Source organism: Nocardia sp. NPDC060255 (assembly GCF_042727395.1).
Classification (GTDB): domain Bacteria; phylum Actinomycetota; class Actinomycetes; order Mycobacteriales; family Mycobacteriaceae; genus Nocardia.
The window spans coordinates 170,615-193,711 of sequence record NZ_JBHXAU010000001.1 but is presented as its reverse complement, the minus strand read 5'-3'; the positions used below and the strand labels follow the sequence as shown (position 1 = coordinate 193,711).

At 69.6% G+C, this 23,097-nt stretch carries 17 protein-coding genes; 5 read left to right on the top strand and 12 right to left on the bottom strand.

Annotation, left to right across the window (positions count from 1 at the left end; translation table 11 throughout):
• Positions 1-26: 26 nt before the first annotated feature.
• The 6 genes from ACFWF1_RS00895 to ACFWF1_RS00870 all read right to left on the bottom strand — a co-directional run bounded on the left by ACFWF1_RS00895 (position 27) and on the right by ACFWF1_RS00870 (position 9,428).
• Positions 27-914 (bottom strand): NRDE family protein, encoded by an 888-nt coding sequence (locus ACFWF1_RS00895; protein WP_379284152.1) that lies wholly within the window; start codon positions 912-914, stop codon positions 27-29.
• Positions 915-1,052: 138 nt separating this feature from the next.
• Positions 1,053-2,378, bottom strand: coding sequence for a S1 family peptidase (locus ACFWF1_RS00890; protein ID WP_379284153.1), 1,326 nt, complete (start codon positions 2,376-2,378; stop codon positions 1,053-1,055).
• A gap of 78 nt (positions 2,379-2,456) precedes the next feature.
• Positions 2,457-3,815, bottom strand: coding sequence for a S1 family peptidase (locus tag ACFWF1_RS00885; RefSeq protein ID WP_379284154.1), 1,359 nt, complete (start codon positions 3,813-3,815; stop codon positions 2,457-2,459).
• A 166-nt stretch (positions 3,816-3,981) separates the two neighbouring features.
• Positions 3,982-5,088 carry a hypothetical protein gene (locus tag ACFWF1_RS00880; protein WP_379284156.1) on the bottom strand — a complete coding sequence of 369 codons (1,107 nt, stop codon included), beginning with the start codon at positions 5,086-5,088 and terminating at the stop codon, positions 3,982-3,984.
• Between the two features lie 46 nt (positions 5,089-5,134).
• On the bottom strand, positions 5,135-7,735 hold the full coding sequence (locus ACFWF1_RS00875; protein WP_379284157.1) for a LuxR C-terminal-related transcriptional regulator: 2,601 nt from the start codon (positions 7,733-7,735) through the stop codon (positions 5,135-5,137).
• A complete protein-coding gene (locus tag ACFWF1_RS00870) occupies positions 7,728-9,428 on the bottom strand; it encodes an Hsp70 family protein (protein ID WP_379284158.1) in 1,701 nt (566 codons plus the stop codon). The genes ACFWF1_RS00875 and ACFWF1_RS00870 overlap by 8 nt, the downstream gene beginning before the upstream one ends.
• 293 nt (positions 9,429-9,721) lie before the next feature.
• On the opposite strand from ACFWF1_RS00870, the gene ACFWF1_RS00865 reads away from it, so the two are divergent.
• The 3 genes from ACFWF1_RS00865 to ACFWF1_RS00855 are packed head-to-tail and all read left to right on the top strand — an operon-like array spanning position 9,722 to position 15,408.
• Positions 9,722-11,890, top strand: a complete 2,169-nt coding sequence (locus ACFWF1_RS00865) for an IniB N-terminal domain-containing protein (RefSeq protein ID WP_379284160.1) — start codon at positions 9,722-9,724, stop codon at positions 11,888-11,890.
• 52 nt (positions 11,891-11,942) lie between these two features.
• Positions 11,943-13,808 (top strand): dynamin family protein, encoded by a 1,866-nt coding sequence (locus tag ACFWF1_RS00860; protein ID WP_379284458.1) that lies wholly within the window; start codon positions 11,943-11,945, stop codon positions 13,806-13,808.
• A gap of 55 nt (positions 13,809-13,863) precedes the next feature.
• On the top strand, positions 13,864-15,408 hold the full coding sequence (locus tag ACFWF1_RS00855; RefSeq protein WP_379284161.1) for a dynamin family protein: 1,545 nt from the start codon (positions 13,864-13,866) through the stop codon (positions 15,406-15,408).
• On the opposite strand, the gene ACFWF1_RS00850 is transcribed toward ACFWF1_RS00855, so the two are convergent.
• The 3 genes from ACFWF1_RS00850 to ACFWF1_RS00840 all read right to left on the bottom strand — a co-directional run bounded on the left by ACFWF1_RS00850 (position 15,389) and on the right by ACFWF1_RS00840 (position 17,215).
• Positions 15,389-15,505 (bottom strand): hypothetical protein, encoded by a 117-nt coding sequence (locus ACFWF1_RS00850; protein ID WP_379284162.1) that lies wholly within the window; start codon positions 15,503-15,505, stop codon positions 15,389-15,391. The two genes, ACFWF1_RS00855 and ACFWF1_RS00850, sit on opposite strands and share 20 nt — an antisense overlap.
• A gap of 46 nt (positions 15,506-15,551) precedes the next feature.
• Positions 15,552-16,712: a zinc-binding dehydrogenase gene (locus ACFWF1_RS00845; RefSeq protein WP_379284163.1), complete on the bottom strand. Its 1,161-nt coding sequence runs from the start codon at positions 16,710-16,712 to the stop codon at positions 15,552-15,554.
• Positions 16,713-16,774: 62 nt separating this feature from the next.
• Positions 16,775-17,215: a winged helix-turn-helix transcriptional regulator gene (locus tag ACFWF1_RS00840; RefSeq protein ID WP_379284164.1), complete on the bottom strand. Its 441-nt coding sequence runs from the start codon at positions 17,213-17,215 to the stop codon at positions 16,775-16,777.
• A gap of 87 nt (positions 17,216-17,302) precedes the next feature.
• On the opposite strand from ACFWF1_RS00840, the gene ACFWF1_RS00835 reads away from it, so the two are divergent.
• On the top strand, positions 17,303-18,739 hold the full coding sequence (locus ACFWF1_RS00835) for an MFS transporter (protein WP_379284165.1): 1,437 nt from the start codon (positions 17,303-17,305) through the stop codon (positions 18,737-18,739).
• A 76-nt stretch (positions 18,740-18,815) separates the two neighbouring features.
• On the opposite strand, the gene ACFWF1_RS00830 is transcribed toward ACFWF1_RS00835, so the two are convergent.
• Both ACFWF1_RS00830 and ACFWF1_RS00825 read right to left on the bottom strand, forming a co-directional pair.
• Positions 18,816-19,115, bottom strand: coding sequence for a hypothetical protein (locus ACFWF1_RS00830; RefSeq protein ID WP_379284167.1), 300 nt, complete (start codon positions 19,113-19,115; stop codon positions 18,816-18,818).
• Positions 19,116-19,120: 5 nt separating this feature from the next.
• Complete coding sequence (locus ACFWF1_RS00825; protein WP_379284168.1) at positions 19,121-20,812, bottom strand: MFS transporter; 1,692 nt, start codon at positions 20,810-20,812, stop codon at positions 19,121-19,123.
• Positions 20,813-20,922: 110 nt separating this feature from the next.
• Here ACFWF1_RS00825 and ACFWF1_RS00820 point away from each other — a divergent pair, with 110 nt between their 5' ends.
• The gene (locus ACFWF1_RS00820; protein WP_379284169.1) at positions 20,923-21,417 is read left to right on the top strand and encodes a MarR family winged helix-turn-helix transcriptional regulator; all 495 of its coding nucleotides are present in this window, start codon (positions 20,923-20,925) and stop codon (positions 21,415-21,417) included.
• A 16-nt stretch (positions 21,418-21,433) separates the two neighbouring features.
• Here ACFWF1_RS00820 and ACFWF1_RS00815 read toward each other — a convergent pair whose 3' ends face one another.
• A complete protein-coding gene (locus ACFWF1_RS00815) occupies positions 21,434-23,035 on the bottom strand; it encodes an FAD-binding oxidoreductase (RefSeq protein WP_379284170.1) in 1,602 nt (533 codons plus the stop codon).
• Between the last annotated feature and the right edge of the window lie 62 nt (positions 23,036-23,097).

Here is a 23,097-nt window from a genome sequence, read left to right as displayed (position 1 = left end):
CGCGAGAGGCGGGCCAGTCGTCGTTTTCAGGCCGGAAGATCCAGGGTGCCGTGGAACGACACCGCACCCTTGCGCCGCCCGAACCGCCCGAAGGTCCGCTCCGCCATCTCGAACGAGCCGTCCTCGCGCACCAGCAGCACCGTGCTCGCCCGGGTGCCGTGCGCGGCGTCGGCGATGAACCGGGACGACACCCGCCGCTCCAGCAGGCGCGGCACCCCGGTGTCCGGCAACTCCGAGTCGGCGGCCTTGGTGCGATCGGCCAGCACCGCGAAATAGCGGTCGACGGCACCGGGATCGGACTCGACCACCGCCCGCAGTTCGATCACACCGCTGCGTACCTTGGGCCAGATGGGCTGTGGGGCGGTCAAATCCGGCTCACCCGGGTTCAGCCCTGCCGAGCCGACGAATGTGCCGTTGGAGAGGCCGTGGAAGCCGGGAGTAAGCTCGCGCGGCGGCGTGTCGCTGCGGTTGGAATGCCACCACAGCGATTCCAGGTCGGACACCACCAGGTTGTAGCCGTTGTAGTCGTCCGGGGCGGTCGCGATGTCGAGCACGTATTTCTCCGGGCCGAGGAAGTCGACGCCGGGGTGCCGAGCCGAGGTGCCGCGCAGGAAGTCCATCAGCAGCGCGCCGCGGGAACGGGCGTCGGCGCGTTCGTTCTTCGGGTTGCGCACATTGGTCACCGTCGCGAATCGGTTGTGGCCCTTGTCTTCCCGCATCAGACCGAGCCAGGTGCCCGGCGGTTCACCCTCGGGCTTGTTCTTGGCCCCCTGATCCCGCCCGGCCAGTAGCCCGGGTACCTCCGGCCACCAGCGCATGGACTCGGTCGGCCGGGCATAGAACTCGTCGCGGTTGGCCGCGACGATCAACCGATACTCCGGATGAGCTCGCCAGCCGATCAGTACCAAACACATACAGTCCAGAATGCCGGAACATTGCCGGACGCAGCACGCATTGCCCGCTGGACGGGCCGCGCAAGGCCGGTGGAACCGTCGCCGGGACAGCGAAAAGGCCGGCCGCGTGTCGCGGCCGGCCATCTCGACTGGGTGAAACTAGTTGGTGCGAATCTTCAGCCCCGGGTTGTCCGAGAGCACCACGCTCACCGGCTGCGCGAACAGCTGCGGCGCGTTGCCGGTCAGGGCACCGATCAGGTTGGGGATCTCGCAGATCGGGTAGTCGGCCACCGACGACGCGCTGGAGATGCCGAGGGCGAGCCGGCCGGTCACGATCGGGCCGCCGCTGTCGCCGGGCAGCGCGCAGATGTTGGCCGAGAAGGCCTGGGTGAGCTCACGCTCGCCGACCTGCACGGTCTGGTCGACCGCGTTCACGACGCCACAGCTGAAACCGGTCCGCGAACCGGACTTGCAGACCGGCGCGCCGACGACCGGAGTCGCGACGCCCTCGATGCGCACCGACGCGGCACCGGGCACCCGCACCTCGTTGTTGCTGAACCGATCCCGCGCCTGGTCGGCGATCCGGACGATCGAGTAGTCCTGCGCGCCGAGCACCGACTTCTCGAAGCGGCCGAGCTCGTTGCCGAGCCGGTCACCGTTGAGCTCGTGCACCCGCGCGGCGTTGTCGTTGCCCGCGGACGGGATGTCCGGGTTGCAGTGGCCCGCCGTGACATTCACGATGTTGCCGTTGCGGTCGGTGCCGTTGAAGCCGAGCGAGCAGCGCAGCGAGAGGCGCCCGGCGACCGAGGCGTAGCCGTCGCCGCCGGCGAGCACGCCGTTCGCGGCGCCGGCGATCTCGGTGGCCTGCAGCGTGCCCTGCTCACCGGCCACCGGCGGCGCCATCACGATGACCCGGGCCGGGTCGATGAAGTTCGGCATCGGCAGGCCGGGCTTGTCGACGCGGACCGCAATGCTGTTGTTGACCGTGTCGATCACCACGCCACGCACGAGGGCCGACACCGCCTCGGGCTGACCGTCGAGCCAACGCTGGAACGCGGTCTTCTCACCGCGCAGCGCGGACTCGCTCTTGGCGACGTTGCGAACCTCGAAACCCGCTGACTCCGCGGCCTTTCGGGCATCGTCGGCACCGGGACCCTGGGCCAGCGCGACGACGGCCTTGCCGCTGTCGTCCAGCCAGGAACCGGCGAAGACCGCCGGGAACTGCCGCTGCGCGGTGGTGGCGAATCCGGCAACCTGCTGGGCCACGTCGGCGCGGTGCAGGTACTCCTCCGGGGAGATCTTCAGATCTCGGGCGATGGCACTGACCAGTTCGGCGGGCAGACTCGGCGCCGGATCGGGTTGTGCCGTCGCTACTGCCGCCGTGGGCCCGAACAGCAGTATCGCCGCCGAGGCGGCGATAACTGTTTTTCGGACCCGGGTCTGTCGCGCAGCTGATCGGAGATGACCTATACGTGGCAGGAGCATGCCCAGACTATATGGGCTCCAGCGCGGTATGCCTACTTATAACGAGGCCCGGTTTTGCCGCCCGGCGCTCAGCACGTCTTACCCGGCGTTGGGCCGGGTCCGCACCGCGATGCCGCTGCCGACGCCGCCGCCCGACGACGCGTCGATATCGGCCAGGATCGGCCGGATCGGAATGCCGAGACTGGCCGTGCCGCCGTACTGCGCCAAGGCGATATTGGCCTCGTTGCAGTCCGGTGCCTCGGCCGCGTTGGAACCGCTGGTGATGCCGAGGGCGAGGGTGCCGGACACGATCGCGCCGCCGCTGTCGCCACCGAGGGTGCAGGCCGAGCTGGCGAAGCCGCGCACGGTCTTGCTCACGCCCTCCGCGGTGTACAGCTGGGTCTCCACCCGATCGGCCACCACGAAGCCACACGTGAAGGTGGACGACTGCCCCGACTTGCACACCGGCGCGCCGGTGATCGGGTCGGCGGTGCCGGTGATGGCGATCGTGGTGCCGTTGGCGCCGCGCACGGTCGGCTGGTCCATGCCCGCGCGCACCGCGCGGTCGTTCAGCTTGATCACCGAGTAGTCCAGCGCGCTCTGCCCGCCCAGCTTCGCCTGGACGAAGGAGCCGAGCTCCGGGCTGTTCGGGATGTCCTTGACGTTGGGGAAGTAGACGGTGGCGCCCTGGTTGCCCTGGTCGACGTTCGGATCGCAGTGTCCCGCACTGATATTCAGCGCGTTGCCGGCCGCGTCGATGCTGTTGAAACCGAACGAGCAGACGTCGACGCCCTTGAGCGAGGCGTCGTGCAGCGAAACCGGGGCGCTGATGTAGGTGTCGCCGCCCATCGGCCGCCGCTCCACCCCGCCGCCGCTGCCGGGCGAGAGGATGACCTTGACGTTGGCGATCAGGGTCGGCAGGTTCAGCAGGTGGCCTGCCGGGGTGTTGGCGACGCTGAGCACCAGCTGGCTGTTCAGGAAGTCGATGGCGACCGAGTTGATCGCGGTGGAGATTTCCTTGGGCAGGCTGGTGATCCACTGATTCAGTTGCATCAGCGAGCCTTCCAGGCCGTCCGCGGACACCGGGGCGAGCCGGGTCTGGTAGCCGTCGGCCGCGGCGATCTTGGCGGCGTCGAGCGAGGTGACCGCGACGACGGGCTTGCCGTCGGTGCCGATCCAGGCGCCGGCGAAGGCCTCCGGGCGTTCCGAGCGGAAATCGCGGGCGTAGTCGCGCAGCTGCTGGGCGCGGGCCGCACGGTCCAGGTACTCCGTCGGGGTCATCTTCAGATCTCGGGCGATCGCCTGCACCAGTTCCGACGGCAGGTTCTCGGCATTCAGCTGTGCGGGTGTCGCCGGTGCCGCCGCGGCGATGGTTGTGCAGAGCAAGGGTGCGAGGAAAACGGTCGAAGCGAGGGCGACAGCTTTGACCGTGGCGCGGCGCGCCACCAACTTGCGCATGAAATCCCTTCGTTGGCACGCACGTGCCAGCTCAATCCGCGGCAACGGGCCTGGAATCCGTTGGCTCACAGTCGTCCGCCATCAACAGACCGGGCGCCTGCAATTCATCCGACAACACCGGTCAGCGCATCACTTTAAGGCACAAACCGGGGAAGGTCTCTACTAATCACCGACTGCCCGGTATCTGCAGGCCAGGGATCGTCGGAATCTGCGGCAAGGGGTTGTACGGCGTCGTGGTGGTGGGCCGTGGCCGCGTGGACGGGCTGGGCGTCGTCGTCGGTGGCTCGGTGGTCGGTGGCGGCGGCGGAGGTGGCGTCGTCTCCGGCGGCGGTGGTGGTGCGATGGTGGTGGTGACCGGTGCCTCGGTTGTGGTCGGTGTCACCGGAACGGTCGGGAAGTTGATCGGCGGTGCGGGAGGCGGCGTCGGACTCACCGAGACCTGATCGGATTTGGCGTCGCGCATCGGCGGCACCGGCGTGCTGCCGTCGTCACGGAACAGCACGGCCATCGCGAAGCCGCCGAGCACGAGTCCGATCAGCGCGGCGGCGGCGATCAGCAGTGGGAGCTGTTTGCGGTCCTTCGCCGGTTCGGTTTTGCGCGCGGGCTCCTGCGGCGTGGCGGTTTCCGCCGTCGCCACCGGTTCGGCCATCGGGATGGCCGCCGAGTAGGCCTGCGGCGTCGGTTCGGACGCGGGCACGGCCGGGATGATGACGGTGTCCACCGTCGAGTTCTCGGCATGGCTCGGGTCCGGCGGGGTACTGCCCGCCGGCGTGGACAGCACCGCGGCCAGTGCCGCGCGGGCGGCGTCGTAGGCGTACGTGCTGCCCGGCGCGCCGGCCTCGGCACTCGGCAGGTCGGCCTCGCTGACCAGCAGCACCGACCGCAGACCCAGGTAGTCGAGTGCGTCGCGCAGGGCCTGCACGTATTCGCGCGGCCAGTCACCGGGGTGGGTCGCGTAGAACTCGGCCGGACCGTTGAGGTGGTCGGCGGTGAGGTTGATCAGGCAGAACAGCGCGGTCGCGACCAGGTCCTCGGCCCGATAGGCCTCGCCGTCGTCGACCGAGATGCCCGCCGGATCGCCGACGGCTTGTGCGAAGCCGGTGATCGCATGGGCATTCTCGTCCGGCGGTGGTCCGCCGAGTGTGGCGTCACCGTCGTCGGACATGTACAGCAGCGACTCGCGGACGATGAACAACGGTTCTTCGCCGCCGTCGGTGACGATCGCCGCCGTGCACTCGTCCTCGGCGATGCGTAGGCCCACCCCTGTGGCCATCCTCAGTACCTCGCTTCGGCTTCCCGGCTGACGAATCCGCACTCTGTCACACCAGTAGGGAGCCGTGTCCCATGGCGCGGAGCATCGACAATAACTCCGATCGGGACCGAGCACCGATCCGGCGCCGAATACGGGCGACATGATGCTCCACCGTCTTGGCGGAAATGTACAGACGAGCACCGATCTCCCGGTACGTCAGCCCGAGCAGGACCAGCTCGGCGACTTCCCGCTCGCGCTCGCTGAGGATCGCGGTCGGCTCGCCGACCGCCGGATCCGGGGCGGGCTTGCTGCCCGGCTGCGGCGGTGTCGCGGCCGGCGGCAGGATCGGGTCCTGCGGTTTGGCGTCGGCGCGGACCGTGCGGGCCAGCTTGAGCAGCGCGGTCGCGGTCGCCGAATCGGCCGCGGCGAGGGCCGCCTCGCTGGCCAGCCGGGCGGCGTCCCAGGTCATGCCGATCTCGCTCAGTCCGGCGACGGCCGCTTCGACCGGTGCCGCCGACACCTCGCCGCGCAGCACGAGCACCCAGGTGCGGCCCGCGTCGGCGAGCACGGCGGCGTGCCGGTCGCCCGCTTCGGCCGCGGCCTTCAGCTGCCGGGCATGCGGCAACAGCTCCTGCGGGCTCTCGTGCAGGATCGCGGCCTGCACGCCGTACCAGTGGAAGGCGTTCGCCCAGGCGGGCGGCTCGGCCAGCCGGTGCAGCAGTGCTTGTGCGGAGTCGATCAACGGCGCGATGCGGCCCTCGTCCCGCAATCGGATTCCGGCCAGCCACAATTCGCCGATGGGCAGCAGTGCGAGCAGGTCGGCCTCTACGTCGTCGAACATCAGATAGGCCGCCTGCCAGGCCTTCGACAGCGCGGCGTGGTCGCCGGTGCGCCTGGCCAGGCCGACGGCGACACCGTGCGCGAGCAGGCGGTCGCGGACGTCGAGCGAATCGTGATCGAGCGCGGCAACCGTTGCCGCAGCGGCGCGTTCGTCGCCGCCGAGCATGGCCGACCAGGCCGCGAGCACCTGGAGCTGATGGCAGCGCAGGCCGCTGGCGGTGGCGCGGCGCAGTGCGTCGCCCGCGCGGCGCGGCTCGCCGGTACCGAGGCAGAGCAGCGTCGCGATGGACACCGCCGTGCACGGGAGGAAGCGGTCGACGCCGGAATCGGCGTGCGCGGCTTGCACCAGTGCGGAGACCGCTGCGGGCGTGCCGTTCGTGGATAGCGTTGGCGCGGTAGGGATGCCGCGGCCCAGGGTGCCGGCCAGTGCGGTGGCGATCAGTCGGGCATGGGCGGTGGCCTCGGTCGGCGGCCACTGCGTCGACGAGCCGGACATCTCCGCCGCGCCGGAGACGTCGCCGGCCAGCGAGAGCACCGTGGCCCCGATGGCCCAGTCCGCGCCGACCCGTTGCGCGCCGAGCCACGAATACAGTTGGGCCGCACGGGCAACCAGGCCGCGCCGGGTCAGCGCGGCGGCGCAGATCCGCACCGCGTCGGCGAGTTCCGCGCTGGACACACCGGATCGGGCCAGCACCGGCTCGGCCAGCCGCATGGCCGTTTCGCCGTCGCCGTTGCGCCCGGCGGCCTCGGCCCAGCGCAGCGCGATGAGATCGGGGTCGGCGCCGGTCGCCGCGGCCGCCGCGTAGTAGCGCACCGCCTCGCGGCCCGCCTTTTCCGCTGCGGCGGCGAGGAATTCGGCCAGGCGCGGATCGCGGACGCCGGATTCGGCGAGCAGCAGCGCGGTGTGGTCGCGCAGTAGTCCCGCGTCCAGCCGCGCGCCGAGCAGCTTGCGCTGGACCGCGACGAACCGGCGGTCGCCCAGCAGCGTGCGCAGCGGGCCGACGGCCGGGGTGAGCAGCAGGTCGGCATCGGTGACCAGGGCGCTGGCCCTGGCTCGATCGATGAGATGCTGTGCGGCAACGGGTTCCACGCCGAGCACCTCGGTGAGCTCGCTGGCGTCCAGGCCGGCGCCGGTGGTGGCGACGACGAGGGTTTCCAGCAGGTCCGGCGCGAGGTTGTCCAGCAGCGCGCGGGCCCAGGCGGCGATGGCCGCGTCGACCGCGCCGATGCCCGCGTCGAGCCGGGCCGAGCAGGCGGCGGTCAGCGCGGCGACCACGCCGCCGCGGATGCCGTCGGTCTGCCGATGGATGTGCTGGGACACCGGGCGCGGCACCATCATGCCGAGTTCCCTGGCGAACGGGGCGATGTCGGCGACGCCGAGGGCGCGCAGTTCCACCACCCGTCCACGCCGGGCTACCGTGTCGGCCAGCGCGCGCAGGCGCAGGTCGTGCGGGCGCGGCTGGGCCGCGATCACCACCGTGCGCTGGCCGGATTCGATAGTGGTGCACAGGTATTCGAGTTCGGACGGGCTCAGCGTGTGGGCGTTGTCGACGATCAGGGCCGGGCGCAGCTCGGCCGTCGGCGCCGGGCGGGCGCCGGAACCGTTGGCGGAGCTGACGTTATCGGTGGGCGCCTGCTCGACGGCCGGGGTGTCCTGGAGGGGAATGCCGCGTGCGCGCAGCCGCAGGCGAATCTCGTTGAGCAGGGTCGTTTTACCGGTCTGCGAGCGGCCGCGAATAAGGAAGACGACCGGCTGATGGTCGGCGGACTCCAGTTCCCGGAGGATCTCGCGCGCGGACGGCAGGGTGTCGAACGCGATGTCAGCCACCGTTGCCTCCGAGGATCTGGCCGGGGGCACGCAGCACGGTGCCGACGGTGTTGCCGACCGTATCGATCGGGTCCTTCAGGACACCGGTCGGCAGGCTCGGTGCCTGCGGCGGGGTCGGCGGCGCGGGGTAGTTACCCGGGGCGGGAACAGGCGCGGGCGCCGGAGCGGGCTGTGGCTGCGGGGCTGGTTGCGGCGCACCGGGTTCCGCGGGCGGTGCGGCGGGCTGGTCGGCGGCGGGCTGACTGTTCACCACGGCCACGGTCGTCGCGGCGGGGGAACCAGGTTGTCCCGCAGCGGGTTTCGGGCGACCCGCGGTCGAGTCGGTCGCGGCGACCGGCGCGTTGGGATTGGCCGGATCACCGGTCGGTGCCCCATTGGTCGCGGCGATCTCCGCCGCGGTCGAGTGTCCGGTCGAGGGCGAGCTCGGGCCGGGCTGGGCGCCGGTGCCGATCGCGACGGTGCCGGTGGCCAGCAACCCGATCACGACCGCGGCGCCCGCGACAATGGCGGCGCGCTGCCTGCCACTGAACCGCGGCTTGCGCGGCGCGTCGTCCTGCGGCAGCGGCGAGATGGCCACGGAGGGAAGCTCTTTGGTCTGCGGCGCGGCGGGCGCGGGCGGTGCGACCGGCGCGGTGACCGTCGCCAGGTCCGCGGCAAGCGCGGCGGCACCGCGGGCACTGGTGTTGGCCGGGTCGGGGGCCGCGACCACCGGAAGACCGAATTCGGTGGAGATCAGCTCGGCGACCAAGGGGATCGCGCCGCCGCCGCCGGTGAGCAGCACCCGGCCGATATCGCCGATGCCGAGCCCGGCCCGGTGCACCGCGTCACGGATCAGGTCGATCGAGGTCAGCAGGGGCGCGCGGAGCAGGTCCTCCACCTCGCCGCGCACCAGCCGGACGTTGCCGCTGTGCGTATCCGCCGGATTCAGCCGCACCTGCACGACCGTGGCGGTATTTATCGACAGCTCTTCTTTCGCTGTTCTGCAGCGCTCGCGTAATGCCGACAATTCCCGCTCGACCACTGGGTCGTACGGGTCGAAATCATTTGCCAGCGCAGCGTTTGCCAGCACGTAGCGCATGGTCAGCAGATCGAATTCCGCACCGGCGACGTCCGTGGTCCGCAGCGGTGTGCCGAGCAGGCCTGCGTGATCGCCGGTGCGCACCACCGAGACGGTCAGGCCGGCCGCACCGAGGTCGTACACGATCACCGCACCGTCGCCGAGCGGGCCGTGCGCCGACTCGAGCCAGCGGACCGCGGCGACCGGCTCCGGCACCAGGGTCACCTCGCGCAGGCCCTCCCGATCGAGGGCGGCGCGCTGGATGTCGACGGTGTGCCCGGGCCACCACGCCGGGTGGCAGGCGACCGTCGAGCCGTGCTCGCGGGCTTGCGTGCTGATCTCGTCCATCAGGCAGGCGACGGCGGCGGCGACGAGGTCGGCGGCGGAATGTGCGGTGCCGTCCTCGGCGAGCATGTCCACCGGATCGCCGACCCGGGCGAGGAAACCCTCGACCAGCACGTCGCTGGAATGCCCTCCGGCGGCGTGCGCGGCGGTGCCGAGGGCGGGCGGCGTGTCCGCCGCGAGGCGGAGCACGCTGGGATGGGTGACCACGCGGTCGCCGCCATCCTCCGCTGCCGCCACCGCGACCGAATTCGACGCCCCGACAGTGATGCCGAGCGCCAGACGCTGTGTCATTCGTGAACCCCGTTCGAAAACTCTGTGGTCCGGTGTCGCTGCTGTCTAGTCCGTGTGCGGAAGGCGGTACGAGCACGCCGACGCACTCGGTGTTTCGGTTGCTGGCCGTCAGCCGTTACCGCTTCCGGGGAACTTCCGGGGAAATTCCCCTAATGCCGCGGATGCCCCTAAGGGCGGGATCGGGTGAGTTGTGGGGGTCGGCCCCGTTACGCGTAACGAGCGGCGCCCCTAGCGTGAAATGCATTCCAACGATGCGGATCGCGAAGGTCCGCCGGCTCTCAGGAGATTTTCTGATGACACCCAACGCGATTCTCGAGTTCATCCTCAACCTGCTGCGCGACCACGAGGCGGCGGTCGGCTACTGCGCCAACCCGACGCAGGCGCTGGTGGCGGCGGGTTTGCCCGCCGTCACGCCGGAGGACATCGCCGCCGTCGCCCCGATGGTCGCCGAGTCGGCGCTGGTCGCGGGCGGCTCCCAGCTGTCGGCGATCGTCGCCGCCGGTGCGCAGACCGGTGCCGCCGCCGTGCTCGGTGCGGCGGGCACCGTCGGTACCGCCGCGGCGGCCGATGCCGGGTTGAACCTCGGCGCTGATCTGGGCATCGACCTGGGTGGCCAGGTCGGCACGGGTCTCGACCTCAACGCGGGCTTGAACACCGCGATCGGTGCCGGGCTGCAGGCCGGCGCGGATCTCGGCGCGGGGCTTTCCGCAGGTCTCGGGACTGTTGCCGATATCGGTGCGAATCTGTCCGCCGCGGTCGGCGGGGCGCTCGGTGTCGCCGGGCAAGCGGTGACCGGTATCGGTGCCGATGTGCAGGGTGCCGTGGATGCCGGGCTGCACGTGGGGACGGGGCTCGAAACGAGTATCGGAGGTGCCCTCGGCGCGGTGGGGCAGGCCACGACCGGAATCTCCACCGGACTCGATGCCGCGATCGGCGCGGGCACTCAGGCCGGGGCTGACCTCTCCACCGGACTGCAGGGTGCGCTGCACGCGGTGACCGGTGTCACGACCGGACTCGATGCGGCGGCCGGTGCGGGTGCTGATCTCGGTGCCGGTCTGAATGCCGGACTGCACGGCGCGGTGGATGCCGGGAGTCAGTTGGCCGCCGGTTTGTCCACGGGATTGGGTGTCGACGCTGCGGCGAATCTCGGCACGGGCTTGTCGGCCGGTGTGGGCGGTGCGCTCGACGCGACCGGGCAAGCTGCGGCCGGATTGTCGACCGGGCTCAATGGTGTCGCGCAAGGTGCGGCTGATCTGAATGCTGATCTCGCCACCGGGCTTGGCGGTGGATTGTCCACAACCGTTGGCGGCGTGGCTAATTCGACGGCGCAGGCGACGGCCGGGCTGGCGACCGGACTCGATGCGGCGGTTGGCGCGGGCACCGGCATCGGTGGTGGGCTCAACTCTGCAGTGGATGGCGCAGTGAACACGGGCGTGCAGGTCGGATCGGGTCTGGAGACCGGGCTTTCCGGCAGCGCGGGTGCGGTGCTCGGCGCCGGTACGCAGGTGGGCGCCGATCTCGGCACCGGGTTCGCCACGAGTGTGGACAGCTCGATCAATGCTGGGGCACACGTAGGTTCGGGTTTGGAGACCGGGCTGTCGACGGGACTGGGCGGCGCCTTCGATGGTGGCGCTCAGATCGGTGGCGCGGTTGATGCGGGCACGCACGCGGCAACCGGTTTGGCGACGGGCTTGTCCACCGGGATCGGAGCTGCGGCGGATGCCGGTGCCGGTCTGGGCGGTGGGCTTTCCGCCGGGCTCGACGGTGCGGCTGGTGTCGGTGCGCAGGTCGGGACGGGTCTCGAGACCGGTCTCGGCGGTGGCCTCGATGCGGGTGCCCATGCGGCGACCGGCCTCGAGACCGGGTTGTCGACGGGGATCAGTTCGGCCGCGGGTCTCGGTGGCGATCTGTCCACGGGTATCGGCGGCGCGGTGGATGCCGGTGCGGGACTGGGTGGTTCGCTCGATGGGAGCACCCACGGTTCGGTGGATACCAGCGCGGGCCTGGGCGGTTCGCTCGGCAGCATTGCCCATGGTGCTGTGGATACAGGTGCGGGCATTGGTGGCTCGCTCGATGGGTCTACTCATGGAGCGGTGGATACGGGTGCGGGCATTGGTGGTTCGCTCGGCGGCGCGACTCATGGTGCCGTGGATACCGGCGCGACCCTCGGTAGCTCGCTCGGTGGCGCAACGCATGGGGCGGTGGATACCGGCGCGGGGCTTGGTGGTTCGGTTGGCGGCGCGACTCATGGTGCGGTGGATACCGGTGCCGGGTTGAGCGGTGACATCGGGTCGACCGGTAACGCCTGGTCTTCACTGGATGTTTCCAGTGCCTTCGGATCGGGGCTGGACAGTACTGCCGGTGCGCACGGCGACGCGGGACTGTTCGGCGATACGCACGCGGGCGCGGATCTGGCCGGCAGTGCCGGTGCGGATCTCGCCGGCGACGCGATGCTGCACTGATCGCGCCACCGCACTGACAATGCTCGCTCCACTGGAAGAGGTCGATACCGCGATGGGGACGCCCGCACCGAACGCCACGCCACCGGCGATACCGCTGCTGTCGGTACTCGGCGAAACCATCGCGGCGGCACGCGCCGCCGGTCGCAACGATCTGGTCGGCCGCCTAGAGGTGGCGGCCGATCGGGTCCGCGACCCGCGGCGGCGCATTGTCATTGCGGGACAACTGGATCAGGGCAAGAGCCGGTTCGTCAACGCGCTGCTGAATCTCGAGATCTGCCCGGTGGGCGACGACGTGACCACCACGATCACCACGATGCTCGCCTACGGCCCCGAGCCGAAGGCGGAACTGGTGCTCACCGGCCCCGGCGGCGACTCCGGTGGCCCGGAGACCCGACTTCCGGTGCCGATCGACGAGATCGGCACGATCACCGCGCGTTCCCCGATGGCGCAGGGGCGGCGCATCCTGCGCTTGGAGATCCAGGTGCCCAACGCCTTGCTGGCCGACGGCATCGTGCTGGTCGACACCCCGGGCGTCGGCGGGCACGGAAGTTCTTACGCGGCAGGCGTGTTGAGTATGGTGCCGGCCGCCGACGCGGTGCTGGTGCTCTCGGACGCCTCCACCGAACTCACCGAGCCGGAGCTCGCGTTCCTGCGTCAGGTGCGCGAGCTGTGCCCCACCGTCGCGCTGCTGGTCACCAAGACCGACCTGTACCCGCACTGGCGCCAGGTGCACGAGGCCGATCGGCGGCACCTCGACAAGGCGGGTCTCGATGTGCCGATGATCGCGGTGTCCTCGTTGCTGCGCAGCCACGCGTTGCGCCTGCAGGACCAGCAGCTCGGCCTGGAATCGGGCTTCGGCGCGCTCTACCAGTTCCTGCGTGATCAGGTGGTGGCGCGTGATCAGCTCGCCACTCGCGCCGCGGTGGCTCGGGACATCCGTTCCGCCGCCGAACATTTGGCGCTTGCCCTGGGGAGCGAGCTGGTCGCGGTGCGTGACCCGGAACGCGGCGCGGCGGCGGTCCGCGAACTCCAGGCCGCGCGGACCTCGGCCGAAGAACTGCACCGCCGCACCGCCGCGTGGCAGACCACCCTCGCCGACGGAATCACCGACCTGGCAGGCGATGTCGACCACGATCTGCGAGAACGGTTGCGCGGCATCGCCAGAACCACCGAGGAGTGGATCGACGACCACGACCCCGGTCGGCACTGGGACAGCATTGCCGAATACCTCACCGGCACCATCGATACGGCGGTCGGTGACAACCTGCTGTGGACCCATTCCCGCGCACTGCAACTCGCGCAGCGGGTGGCCGAGCATTTCACCGAGATCGGCACCGCCGATCTGCCGGACGTGCGGTCCGATGCGGCCGTCGAGGGCAGGCACGTCGGTGCGGGCACCCTCGCCGACCTGGAGCCCGACATCGGTTTCGGCAGCAAACTGCTCGTCGGCATGCGCGGCTCCTACGGCGGTGTGCTGATGGTCGGGCTGGCCAGCACGTTCGCCGGGCTGGCGCTGCTCAACCCGATCTCACTCGGCGCGGGACTCGTGGTGGGCGGCAAGGCTTTCCGCGACGACAAGCAGGCCAGGCTGGCCAAGCGGCGCAACGAGGCGAAGGTCGCGGTCCGCCGGTTCGTCGACGACGTGGCGTTCCAGACGGGCAAGGAATCCAAGGACCGGCTGCACCGCATCCATCGGGCGCTGCGCGACCACTACGCCGGTATGGCCGAGCGGAGCCTACGGTCGATCGACGATTCGCTGCGGGCCGCGCAGGAGGCGGCGACCATGGCCAACGCCCGCCGGGCTGAGCGCGGCTCGGTGCTCGAGCGGCAGCTGACTGTGGTCGCCGAGCTCGGTCGCTACGCCGACGCCATGCAGGCCGCGCTGCCCGGCGCGACCGTCGGTACGGTGGCCTCGTGAGTGAGCGTCGGCGAGTGAACCAAAGACACAGCGCGCCTTCGCGAAAGGTGGAGTCGTGAGGCGAGAGGTCGGCGCGGCGCCAGGGATCGTGGCCGAGGCGCATCGGCTGGTCGGGGCGGCGCGTGCGGCGCTGGCGAGCGAGCCGAGGCCGCGGGCCCTGCTCGCCGACTGTGCCGGTCGCTTGGATCAACCGTTGCGCATCGCGCTCGCCGGTTCGTTGAAGGCCGGTAAGTCCACGCTGCTCAATTCCCTTGTCGGACAGGACATCGCGCCCACCGATGCGACCGAATGCACCAGAGTTGTCACCTGGTACCGCTACGGCTCCACACCAAGCGTGACGGCCCACGCGGGCGACGGCGCCCGCGCCAACGTGGTGGTGCGACGCGGTGGCGGCACGCACGGGCTGACCTTCGACCTGGATCGCCTCAACTGGAACGCGCCCGCGGCGCGCGAAGTCGATCACCTCGAGGTCGAGTGGCCCGCCGCCGCGCTGGCCCACACGACGATCATCGATACGCCGGGCACCTCGTCGCTGTCGCGGGAGGTGTCGCGGCGCACGGCCCGATTGCTCACGCCAGGTGTGGATATGGAGCAGGCCGAGCAGGGCGTTGCGGTTCCGGGCGCCGATGCGGTCGTGTATCTGCTGCGCAGGCTCGATGCCGCCGACGTCCGGTTCCTCGAACGGGTCGGCGCCGGAACCGGAGCGGCGCAGGGTGTTTCGGGTCCGCTCGGGGTAGTCGGCGTGGTCTCCAGGGCCGACGAGATCGGCGCGGGCCGGATCGACGCCTTGCATTCGGCGCGCGACGTCGCGACCCGTTTCGCGGGCGAACTGGAACGAACGGGCCTGTGCCAGGCCGTGATTCCGGTAGCCGGACTGCTCGCATTCGCCGCCGCGACGCTGCGCCAACAGGAGTACGCGGCGTTCGAGGCGCTGGCCGGTGTCCCGGTCGACGAACTGAGCACGGCACTGCTTTCCGCGGATCGATTCGCCCGCCCCGACGTCGCCCTACCGGTGGCCCCGGAACTCAGAGCCCAGCTCGCGGAACGATTCGGCCTGTTCGGCATTCGCATGGCCGTCACCCTGATCCGGCTCGGCGTACGCGATTCCGCCACGCTGGCAGCGGAATTGACCAACCGCAGCGGCGTGGACGAGCTCCGCTCGGTTCTCGACGTCCAATTCGGCCAGCGCGCCGACCAACTCAAGGCCCACTCCGCCCTGACCGCCCTCGCCCGCGTCCTCACCGCCTACCCCGGCAGCGAGGCCGACGCCCTCCTGCCCCGCGTCCGCACCCTCCTCGCCGACGTCCACGGTTTCGCCGAACTCCGCCTACTCGGCCGCCTCCGCACCGACGAATTAACCCTGCCCCCACCAGATCTAGCCGAACTCCACCGCCTCATCGGCGGCTCCGGCATAGCCCCCCACCTCCGCCTAGGCCTCCCAGTCGACGCCGCACCTTCGACGCAGCGAGACCAGGCCATAGCCGCAGTCCGCAAATGGCGCTCCCGAGCCCGCCACCCCCTAGCCGACCAATTCACCACCACCGCCTGCCTAACCGCCGCCCGCAGCGCCGAAGGCACCCTCACCCAGTTACCCGAGTAGGCTTCGCGACATAGATGACTCGAAGCGCGCCGGTGTGATCACGCACCCGTATCTCGCGGACGCCTAGGCCCACGCTGGGCATGACCTTCCAATCCACAGGCTCCAGACCACGTTGAACCCGATCTAGCTGATACCCGCGGTCGTCAGAGTGTGGTGGCTGGACTTGTTGGGTCGATGAGGATTTTGGCGTGGTGGTCGGGGGTGGCGAGGGTGGTGAAGGCGGATTCGATGCCGTTGAGGCCGACGGTGCCGGTGATCAGGGGGGTGGGGTCTACTTTGCCTTCGGCGAGTAGGTGGAGGGTGTCGCGGAATTCGCCTGGGTCGTAGCCGAGGACGAAGCGGAGTTCGATTTCCTTGTTGATGGCCATGGCGGGGTTGATGCGGTCGGGTTGCATGCAGACGCCGACGACTACCACGCGGGACAGTGGGGGTGCGGCGGTGAGGATTTGGTCGAGAATGCCTGGGACGCCGACGCATTCGAAGATGGCGGGTCCGGAGGGGCCCGCATTGAGGGTGGTCGCGAGGCGGAAGATGTACCACCAGGGCAGGTTCGGGACGCGGCGCAGGCGGTCCATGGTGTCGAAGCCGAGGTTGAGGATGTCGGTGACGCCGTTGATGCGGCCGTGTTTCGGGGCGGCGGTCCATGGTGAGTCGGTGGCGGGGTCGACGACGATGTCCGCGCCGCACGCGGTCGCGAGTTCGCGGCGGCGTGGGGAGAAGTCGCTGGCGATCACGGTGCGTACGCCCGCGGCCTTCAGCATGCTGATCACCGCGAGGCCGATGGGGCCGCAGCCGATCACAAAAGCGTGCTGCCCCTTGCCTACTCGCCCTTTGCGCACCGCGTGCCAGGCCACCGCCATCGGTTCGGTGAGGGCGGCGTGTTCGGCGGACAACCCGTTCGGCACCGGCAGGGTCATCGATTCCTGAACCACCACCTGCTCGGCATACGCGCCGGGCGCCTCGACCGAAAGCCCGGTCAGCTGCGGCTTCGAACCGTGCCGCACGATCGGCAGCGCCACCACCGGCGTGCCCGTCGCCCACCGCTTGCGACACCCGGGCCCGTAATCGACGACCTCGCCACTGAATTCGTGGCCGAGCACCACGCTCTGATCCGACCGCATGAACGAGTCGTAGCCGGTTGCCACGCTCAACTCGGCCATCTCATCGGCATGAGTTCGCGCATGCAGATCGGAACCGCAGATGCCGCAGCGCGATACGTCGATCAGCAGCTGCCCGCGCCCCGGTATCGGTGTCGGCAGGTCGGTGACCTCGAACTTCGAGTTGGTGACGACGGCGGCCCGCATAGTGAACTCCTCGTATCGGCAGCGGCTCTCACGCTACGGCGCGCCGCTCGGTAAAACAGTGATCAGACTGCGGCCAGTGCCTCTTCGGCGGTGCGGCGGTCGTAGGCGTTGCGCGCCGAGGCGATTTCGTTCTGATGTCCCTCGGTCCAGGTGACCAGGGCCTTGATGGTGGTGTGCAGGCTGCCCCCGAGCGGGGTCAGCGCGTAGTCGACGCGCGGCGGGACCGTCGGATAGACCGTGCGCGAGACCAATCCGTCGCGCTCGAGCTGGCGCAGCGTGCGGGTGAGCATCCGCTGACTGACCCCGTCGATCTTGCGCTTCAACTCGGTGAACCGCAGGCTCCGCTGATCCAGCAGCGCGATCACCAGCAGCGACCACTTGTCGGCGACGCGATCGAGGATCTGGCGAACCTCGCAGTCGACGCGGGTGTCCCACTGGAGAACGTCGTAGTCGGCGGCGGTATCCCCGCAGTGCCCGGGTGACTTCAATGTGCCGTCTTCCATGGTCGTCGATTCTGCCCGAGACTTTCCCTCGGTATCAAGAGGTAACCGACCCCACTATGGGGAACCAATTCTGTTCGGGGAGTCGTGATGATGAAATCCAGAGCCGCCGAGGTCTTCACGGAGATGTCCGGCCGCGCCTGGGGCGTGCTCGCGGTGTTGTGCGGGGCGATCTTCTTGGAGGGCATCGACGTCGCGATGCTCAATGTGGCGCTGCCCTCGATCCGGGCCGAACTCGGCCTGTCCACCGGGATGCTCAGCGGTGTGGTGTCCGCCTACGTGCTCGGCTACGGCGGATTCGTGCTGCTCGGCGGCCGCGCCGCCGACCTGCTCGGCCGCAGGCGGATGTTCCTGGTCTGGCTGACCGTGTTCCTGGTCTTCTCCGGCCTCGGTGGTTTCGCCACCACCGGCTGGCTGCTGCTGACCGCTCGCTTCGTGACCGGAGTGGCCGCGGCGTTCCTCGCCCCGGCCGGACTCTCGCTGATCACCACCAACTTCGCCGAGGGCCGGGTGCGCGACAAGGCGCTGCTGTTCTATGCGGAAGTCGCGGCGGGCGGATTCTCGCTCGGCATGGTGGTCGGTGGCTTGCTGACCGCGTTCGGCTGGCGCTGGGTGTTTTTCGTGCCGGTGCTTGTCTCGGCCGTGCTGTTACCGGCCGCGTTCGCGCTGGTCCGGGATTCCGGTGTGCCGGAACGGGTTCGAGGCGGCTTCGATCTGCCCGGCGCGTTGAGCGTGACCGGCGCGATGTTGTTGCTCGTCTACGGCGTTGTCCGGCTGGAACATCCGAGCGACGGCCCGGTCCTGACCGTCGCTGCCTTCGCCGCGGGGGTAGCGCTGCTCGGGGTGTTCGTCGTGAACGAACGCCGCAGTGCCACACCGCTTGTCCGGCTCGGCATCCTGCGATCGGCCGCGCTGGTGCGCACCAATCTGGTCGCGGTGCTGTTCATCGGCTCGTTCATGGGCTTCCAATTCCTGGCGACGCTGTACTTCCAGGAATTGCGCGGCTGGAGCACCGTGCAGACCGGCCTCGCGATGGCGGTGCTCGGTCTGGACGCACTGCTCGCGCCGCTACTGACACCCTGGTTGGTGCGCAAGTTCGGCAACGTCCGGGTGGTATTCGGTGGCGTGGTGCTCGCGGCGCTGGCGTACGCGCTGTTCCTGCCGACCGATCTCGATCGGGCCTATCTCGCGATGCTGCCGACGATGTTGCTGCTCGCCGTTGCCTTTTCGCTCGTCTACGGGCCGTTGACCATCGCGGGCACCGACGGCATCGCCGAGGCGGAGCACGGTTTGGCGGGCGGTTTGCTCTACACCGCGATCCAGTTCGGTGCCGCGCTGGGGATTTCGGTGGTGACGGCGGTGAACGTCGCGGCTGTCGACGCGGGCGAGGTGGGGATGGACGGACTGCGTACCGCGCTGATCGTTCCGGTGCTGGCCGCGGTGCTGGCGGGCGTGATCGCTGCTACCGGCCTGCGCCGCACCATACCCGCCGAGACCGGAGAGGTGCCTGAGCTCGTGCGCGCCTGAGGTCGCGCTGGCCATCAGCCGCACGCTTCTGATCTCCCGCACTCGAAATCGGGTGCGGGAGATCAGAAGGAGTGCGTCACTGCTTGGCGCGCAGGATGGGGAAGACCTCCTCCTGGAGGTAGGTTTCGAGGTCGCGGCCCTTGCGGTTGGCTTCGATCACCGAGGTTCCGTACTGCTCGGCCTTTTTGATCAGGAGGTCGCGTGAATCGCTTTCCACGCCGCCGCCGATCAGTAGGTAGTCGACCGGATCGGCGGCGAGCACCGCGAGGGCGTCCTCGTCGGCGATCACGCCGTGTGCGCTGAAGCCCTGTGCCCGGAGCTGGGCGATGCCTGATTCCACCACGCTCGGCCCGCGGCCGATGACCAAGATATCCATTGTCCTCATACTCCTATCGGTGTCAGATCCGCTGTCGCGGTATCGGTTTCGTGGGGTTCGAGCTTGGCGTCCTTCGGCAGCGCGAAGAACCCGAGGCATACCAGCAGCAGCATGCCGATGCCGTACCAGAGCGTGTAGTCGAAGGTGTTCGCGAAGTTCGCCGCGTTCGCGCCTGCTTCGGCCAATATCCGGCCGGCTTCGTCGCTACCGCTGGGCGCGAGGCAGCTGTCCGGCACCACGGTCGGATCGATCTCGGCGGATCGATCCCGCACGCAGGCACGGAAATTGGCGAGGATCTCGTCCTGCGCGGGCAGCGGCAGGCCGGCCACCGCGAGCTCGGCGCGGATCTGCGGGGTCACCGCGTCCACCCCGCGGCCCGAATCATGGTCGAGCTGAGTGAAGAACACGACACCGACCAGTGCCACGCCGAGCGCGGTGCCGAGCTGCTGCCCGGTATTGAGCAGTCCGGACGCCGCGCCCGCTTCGCCGGCGGGTACCTGACCGAGCAGCAGATCGATGGTCGGCGCGACCACCACGCCGAACCCGGTCCCGATCACCAGCAGCGGGAAAACCATTTGCCACGAGGCGATCTCGGCGCCGTAGTGCGCGGCAAGCCAGCCGTAGAGGCCGAACCCGATCGCGTTCACCACGCCGCCGGCGATCAGCACCCGCCTGCCGAACCTGGGCGCCAGCACGCCGACCGAAACGCCTGCGCCCACACCGGCGCCCACGGCGAAGAACACCGCCGTCAGTCCGGCCCGCATCGGCGACCAGCCGAGCCCCGACTGCATGAACAGCGTCCAGACCAGGAAGAACCCGCCGAGCCCGATCCAGAACAGCAGCCAGCTGCCGAGCCCGATCGCGAACGCCCTGGACCGGAACAGGCCGAGGTCGATCAGCGGCGATCCGCTGGTTCGCGCCCGTCTGCGTTCGTAGCCGACGAACAAGGCAAAGGTCAGCGTCGCTGCGCCGATCATGACGAAAGTCCAAGCGGGCCAACCGAGTCGGCGGCCTTCGGTGATCGGATAGACCAGCAGCAGCACGGCACCGACGGCCAGCACCATGCCGGCCACATCCAATCGCGGCGGCGCGGGCGAGCGAGAATCCTTCAGCACGGCCGCGGCCGCGAACAGTGCGGCAATGCCCACCGGGATATTGACCAGGAAGATCGGTCGCCAGGCCAGCTCGAACAGGTCCCACTGCACCAGCAGCCCGCCGAGCGAAAGACCGACCGCCGACGCGGACCCGCCGACCGCGCTGTAGAGCGCAATCGCTTTAGCGCGTTCGTTGTCCGGGAAGGTGACCCGGATGATGGCCAGGATCTGCGGCACCATCAGGCCGGCCATCGCGCCCTGTACGAAGCGCGACGCGATGAGCATCGTCGGGTCGGTGCTGAGCCCGCAGGCCGCGGAGGCCAGCGTGAATCCGGCCATGCCGACCAGAAAGACGCGTTTGCGTCCGTAGATGTCGCCGAGCCGGCCGCCGGTGATGAGCACCGCGGCGAACGCCAGCACGTAGGCCGCGACAATCCATTCGATCTGTGAGTACTGGGCTTTCAGGTCGGACTGGATGCTCGGGACGGCGACGTTGACGATCGTGACGTCGAGCAGATCCATGAAGCCCGCGGCAAGGACGACCGCGAAGGCGATCCAGCGGCGGGGGTCGAGTGGGGTTGTGGTGGAAAGGTCGTGGTCCACGGCGGCTCTCTTCGATTCGATGGGCGTGGCGACCTCTCAAACTATGCACATGAAGTGATTATCACGCAAGATGGCAATCATTATGGGTGCATTAACGGTATGCTGGGTGCGTGACCGAAGCCGATCCGAGGTTCCCGCCGCTGTCCGACCAGCCTGGCTTCCTGCTAGGCCAGTTCGGCTCCTACACCGGCGGCCGCTTCGGCGAGTTGCTCGCGCCCCTCGGCATCAGTCCCCGGCACTTCGGCATGCTGCGGATGCTGCGCGAACACGATGGGCAAACGCAGCAGCAGCTGTGCGAGACGCTCGGCATCCATCGCAATGTGATGGTCGGGCTGGTGGACGAGTTGGAGAAACGACAGCTCGTCGAACGACGCAGGCATCCGACCGACCGCCGCGCCCACGCCGTCTATCTGCTGCCCGCCGCGCACGACGTACTGGTCCGCGCGCAAGAGGCGGTGACCGTCCTCGACGGCGAGCTGTTCGCCGACATCGACCCGGCGGAACGAGCGACGCTGCTGCGGCTGCTGCAACGGATGGCCGCGAGCAACGGCTTACGCCCTGGCATTCACCCCGGTCTCACCCACGAGCGAATGCGCCCCTGCTGACCTGGGTTTCGGTAATTCAGAGCAGCACACCGGGATTCAGGATGCCCGCCGGATCGAGGGCGGACTTGGCCGCGCGCAGCGCGAGCGCGAACGGTTCCGGGCGTTGCTTGTCGTACCAGGGCCGGTGATCCCGGCCCACCGCATGGTGATGCGTGATCGTCCCGCCTGCGGCCGAGAGTGCCTCGGACACAGCGGCTTTGATCTCATCCCACTGCGCGACCGTGCTGCCCCAGCGGCCCGTGGCGTAGATGCCGAAGTACGGGGCGGGCCCATCCGGATAGACGTGGGTGAACCGGCAGGTGACCACGCCGGTCGCGCCCACCGCGCGGATCGCGTCGTTCGCCGCGGCGGTCACGGCAGCCTTCAGTGCTTCGAATTTGTCCCAGGTGCAGGCGGTTTCGAAGGTTTCGGTGATCATCGACTGCGCGGCAAGGGCATCGCGCTGGTAGGGCATGCGCAGGAACGACGAGCGCCAGGTGTCGGCCGTACCGCCACTGTGCGTGTTCGTATCCGAATCCGAGTAGCGCACGGGTTCCGGCAACGTGCCGCCGTGCTCGACGGCGATCTCGACGGTGCGCTCCATCCACGGCCGCGTCGGGTGATCCGCGGATTCGAAGCCGAGTACCAGCACTCCACCCGCGGTCGCCGCACCGGCATTGAGGAAGGCCTCGGCCGGATCCAGCAGTCGGCAGTTGGTCGGATACAGCCCCGACTGTGCGATGGCGCGAGTGGCGGCGACCGCGCGGCCGTAGTCGGCGAAGTGCACGGAAGCCGTTGCGCGCCACCGCGGCCGGTCCTGCAACCGCACCCAAGCCTCGGTGATCACACCGAGCGTTCCCTCGGAGCCGAGGAACATCCGGTCCGGCGCGGGCCCGGCGCCGGAACCGGGCAACCGGCGGGATTCGCTGATACCCGCAGGCGTCACCACCCGCATCGACTCCACCAGGTCGTCGATGTGGGTGTACAGCGTCGCGAAGTGCCCACCCGCCCGGGTGGCCAGCCACCCGCCGAGCGTGGAGAACTCGAACGACTGCGGAAAATGCCGCAGGGTCAGCTTCGCTTCGCGCAGTTGGTCTTCCAGCGCCGGCCCGAACACGCCGGCCTGAATTCGTGCGGCACGACTGGTGGGATCGATCTCGAGCACGCGATCGAGCGCGGCCAGATCCAGGCTCACCGCACCGGCGAAATCGCCGTCGAGTCGCGGCTCCACCCCGCCGACCACGGAAGTGCCACCGCCGAAAGGGATTACGGCGATCTTGGCGCGACTCGCCCAATCGAGCACATCGACGATATCGGCCTCGGTGCGCGGCCGGACGACGAGATCAGGCGGAGTTCGCACGTCGCTCAGCAGATTTCGCACCACATCACGAAATGCCTGCCCGTGCGCGTGCGCCGCCCGATCGGCCGGATCCACGGAAACCAACTCGGCGAGCGCGTCCGGCGCGGCGACCCGGGGCGCGGGCAGTGCGAGCGATTCGATCGTCGGCGGCTCGTGCGCGGTCAGATCCGCACCGGGCAGGATCGCCGCGACCCGCGCCGTCAGCGCCGCCCGCTCCGCGCCGTCGACCGCGTCCTCGACGTTGCCCCACCCCCACCATGACCGCGTCTTCGTCGACACCGTGACTCCTCTCGCCCGCAGCGGGAGCTATTGCACCACGGGTGGCCCGGGTGGGTCCGGGA

What these genes read in the sequence shown, in the direction of transcription:
- ACFWF1_RS00880 (WP_379284156.1), bottom strand. Translation starts at nt 5,088, where the DNA reads ATGGCCACAGGGGTGGGCCTACGCATCGCCGAGGACGAGTGCACGGCG.
- ACFWF1_RS00885 (WP_379284154.1), bottom strand. Translation starts at nt 3,815, where the DNA reads ATGCGCAAGTTGGTGGCGCGCCGCGCCACGGTCAAAGCTGTCGCCCTC.
- ACFWF1_RS00865 (WP_379284160.1), top strand. Translation starts at nt 9,722, where the DNA reads ATGACACCCAACGCGATTCTCGAGTTCATCCTCAACCTGCTGCGCGAC.
- ACFWF1_RS00830 (WP_379284167.1), bottom strand. Translation starts at nt 19,115, where the DNA reads ATGGATATCTTGGTCATCGGCCGCGGGCCGAGCGTGGTGGAATCAGGC.
- ACFWF1_RS00870 (WP_379284158.1), bottom strand. Translation starts at nt 9,428, where the DNA reads ATGACACAGCGTCTGGCGCTCGGCATCACTGTCGGGGCGTCGAATTCG.
- ACFWF1_RS00835 (WP_379284165.1), top strand. Translation starts at nt 17,303, where the DNA reads ATGATGAAATCCAGAGCCGCCGAGGTCTTCACGGAGATGTCCGGCCGC.
- ACFWF1_RS00890 (WP_379284153.1), bottom strand. Translation starts at nt 2,378, where the DNA reads ATGCTCCTGCCACGTATAGGTCATCTCCGATCAGCTGCGCGACAGACC.
- ACFWF1_RS00895 (WP_379284152.1), bottom strand. Translation starts at nt 914, where the DNA reads ATGTGTTTGGTACTGATCGGCTGGCGAGCTCATCCGGAGTATCGGTTG.
- ACFWF1_RS00840 (WP_379284164.1), bottom strand. Translation starts at nt 17,215, where the DNA reads ATGGAAGACGGCACATTGAAGTCACCCGGGCACTGCGGGGATACCGCC.
- ACFWF1_RS00845 (WP_379284163.1), bottom strand. Translation starts at nt 16,712, where the DNA reads ATGCGGGCCGCCGTCGTCACCAACTCGAAGTTCGAGGTCACCGACCTG.
- ACFWF1_RS00860 (WP_379284458.1), top strand. Translation starts at nt 11,943, where the DNA reads ATGGGGACGCCCGCACCGAACGCCACGCCACCGGCGATACCGCTGCTG.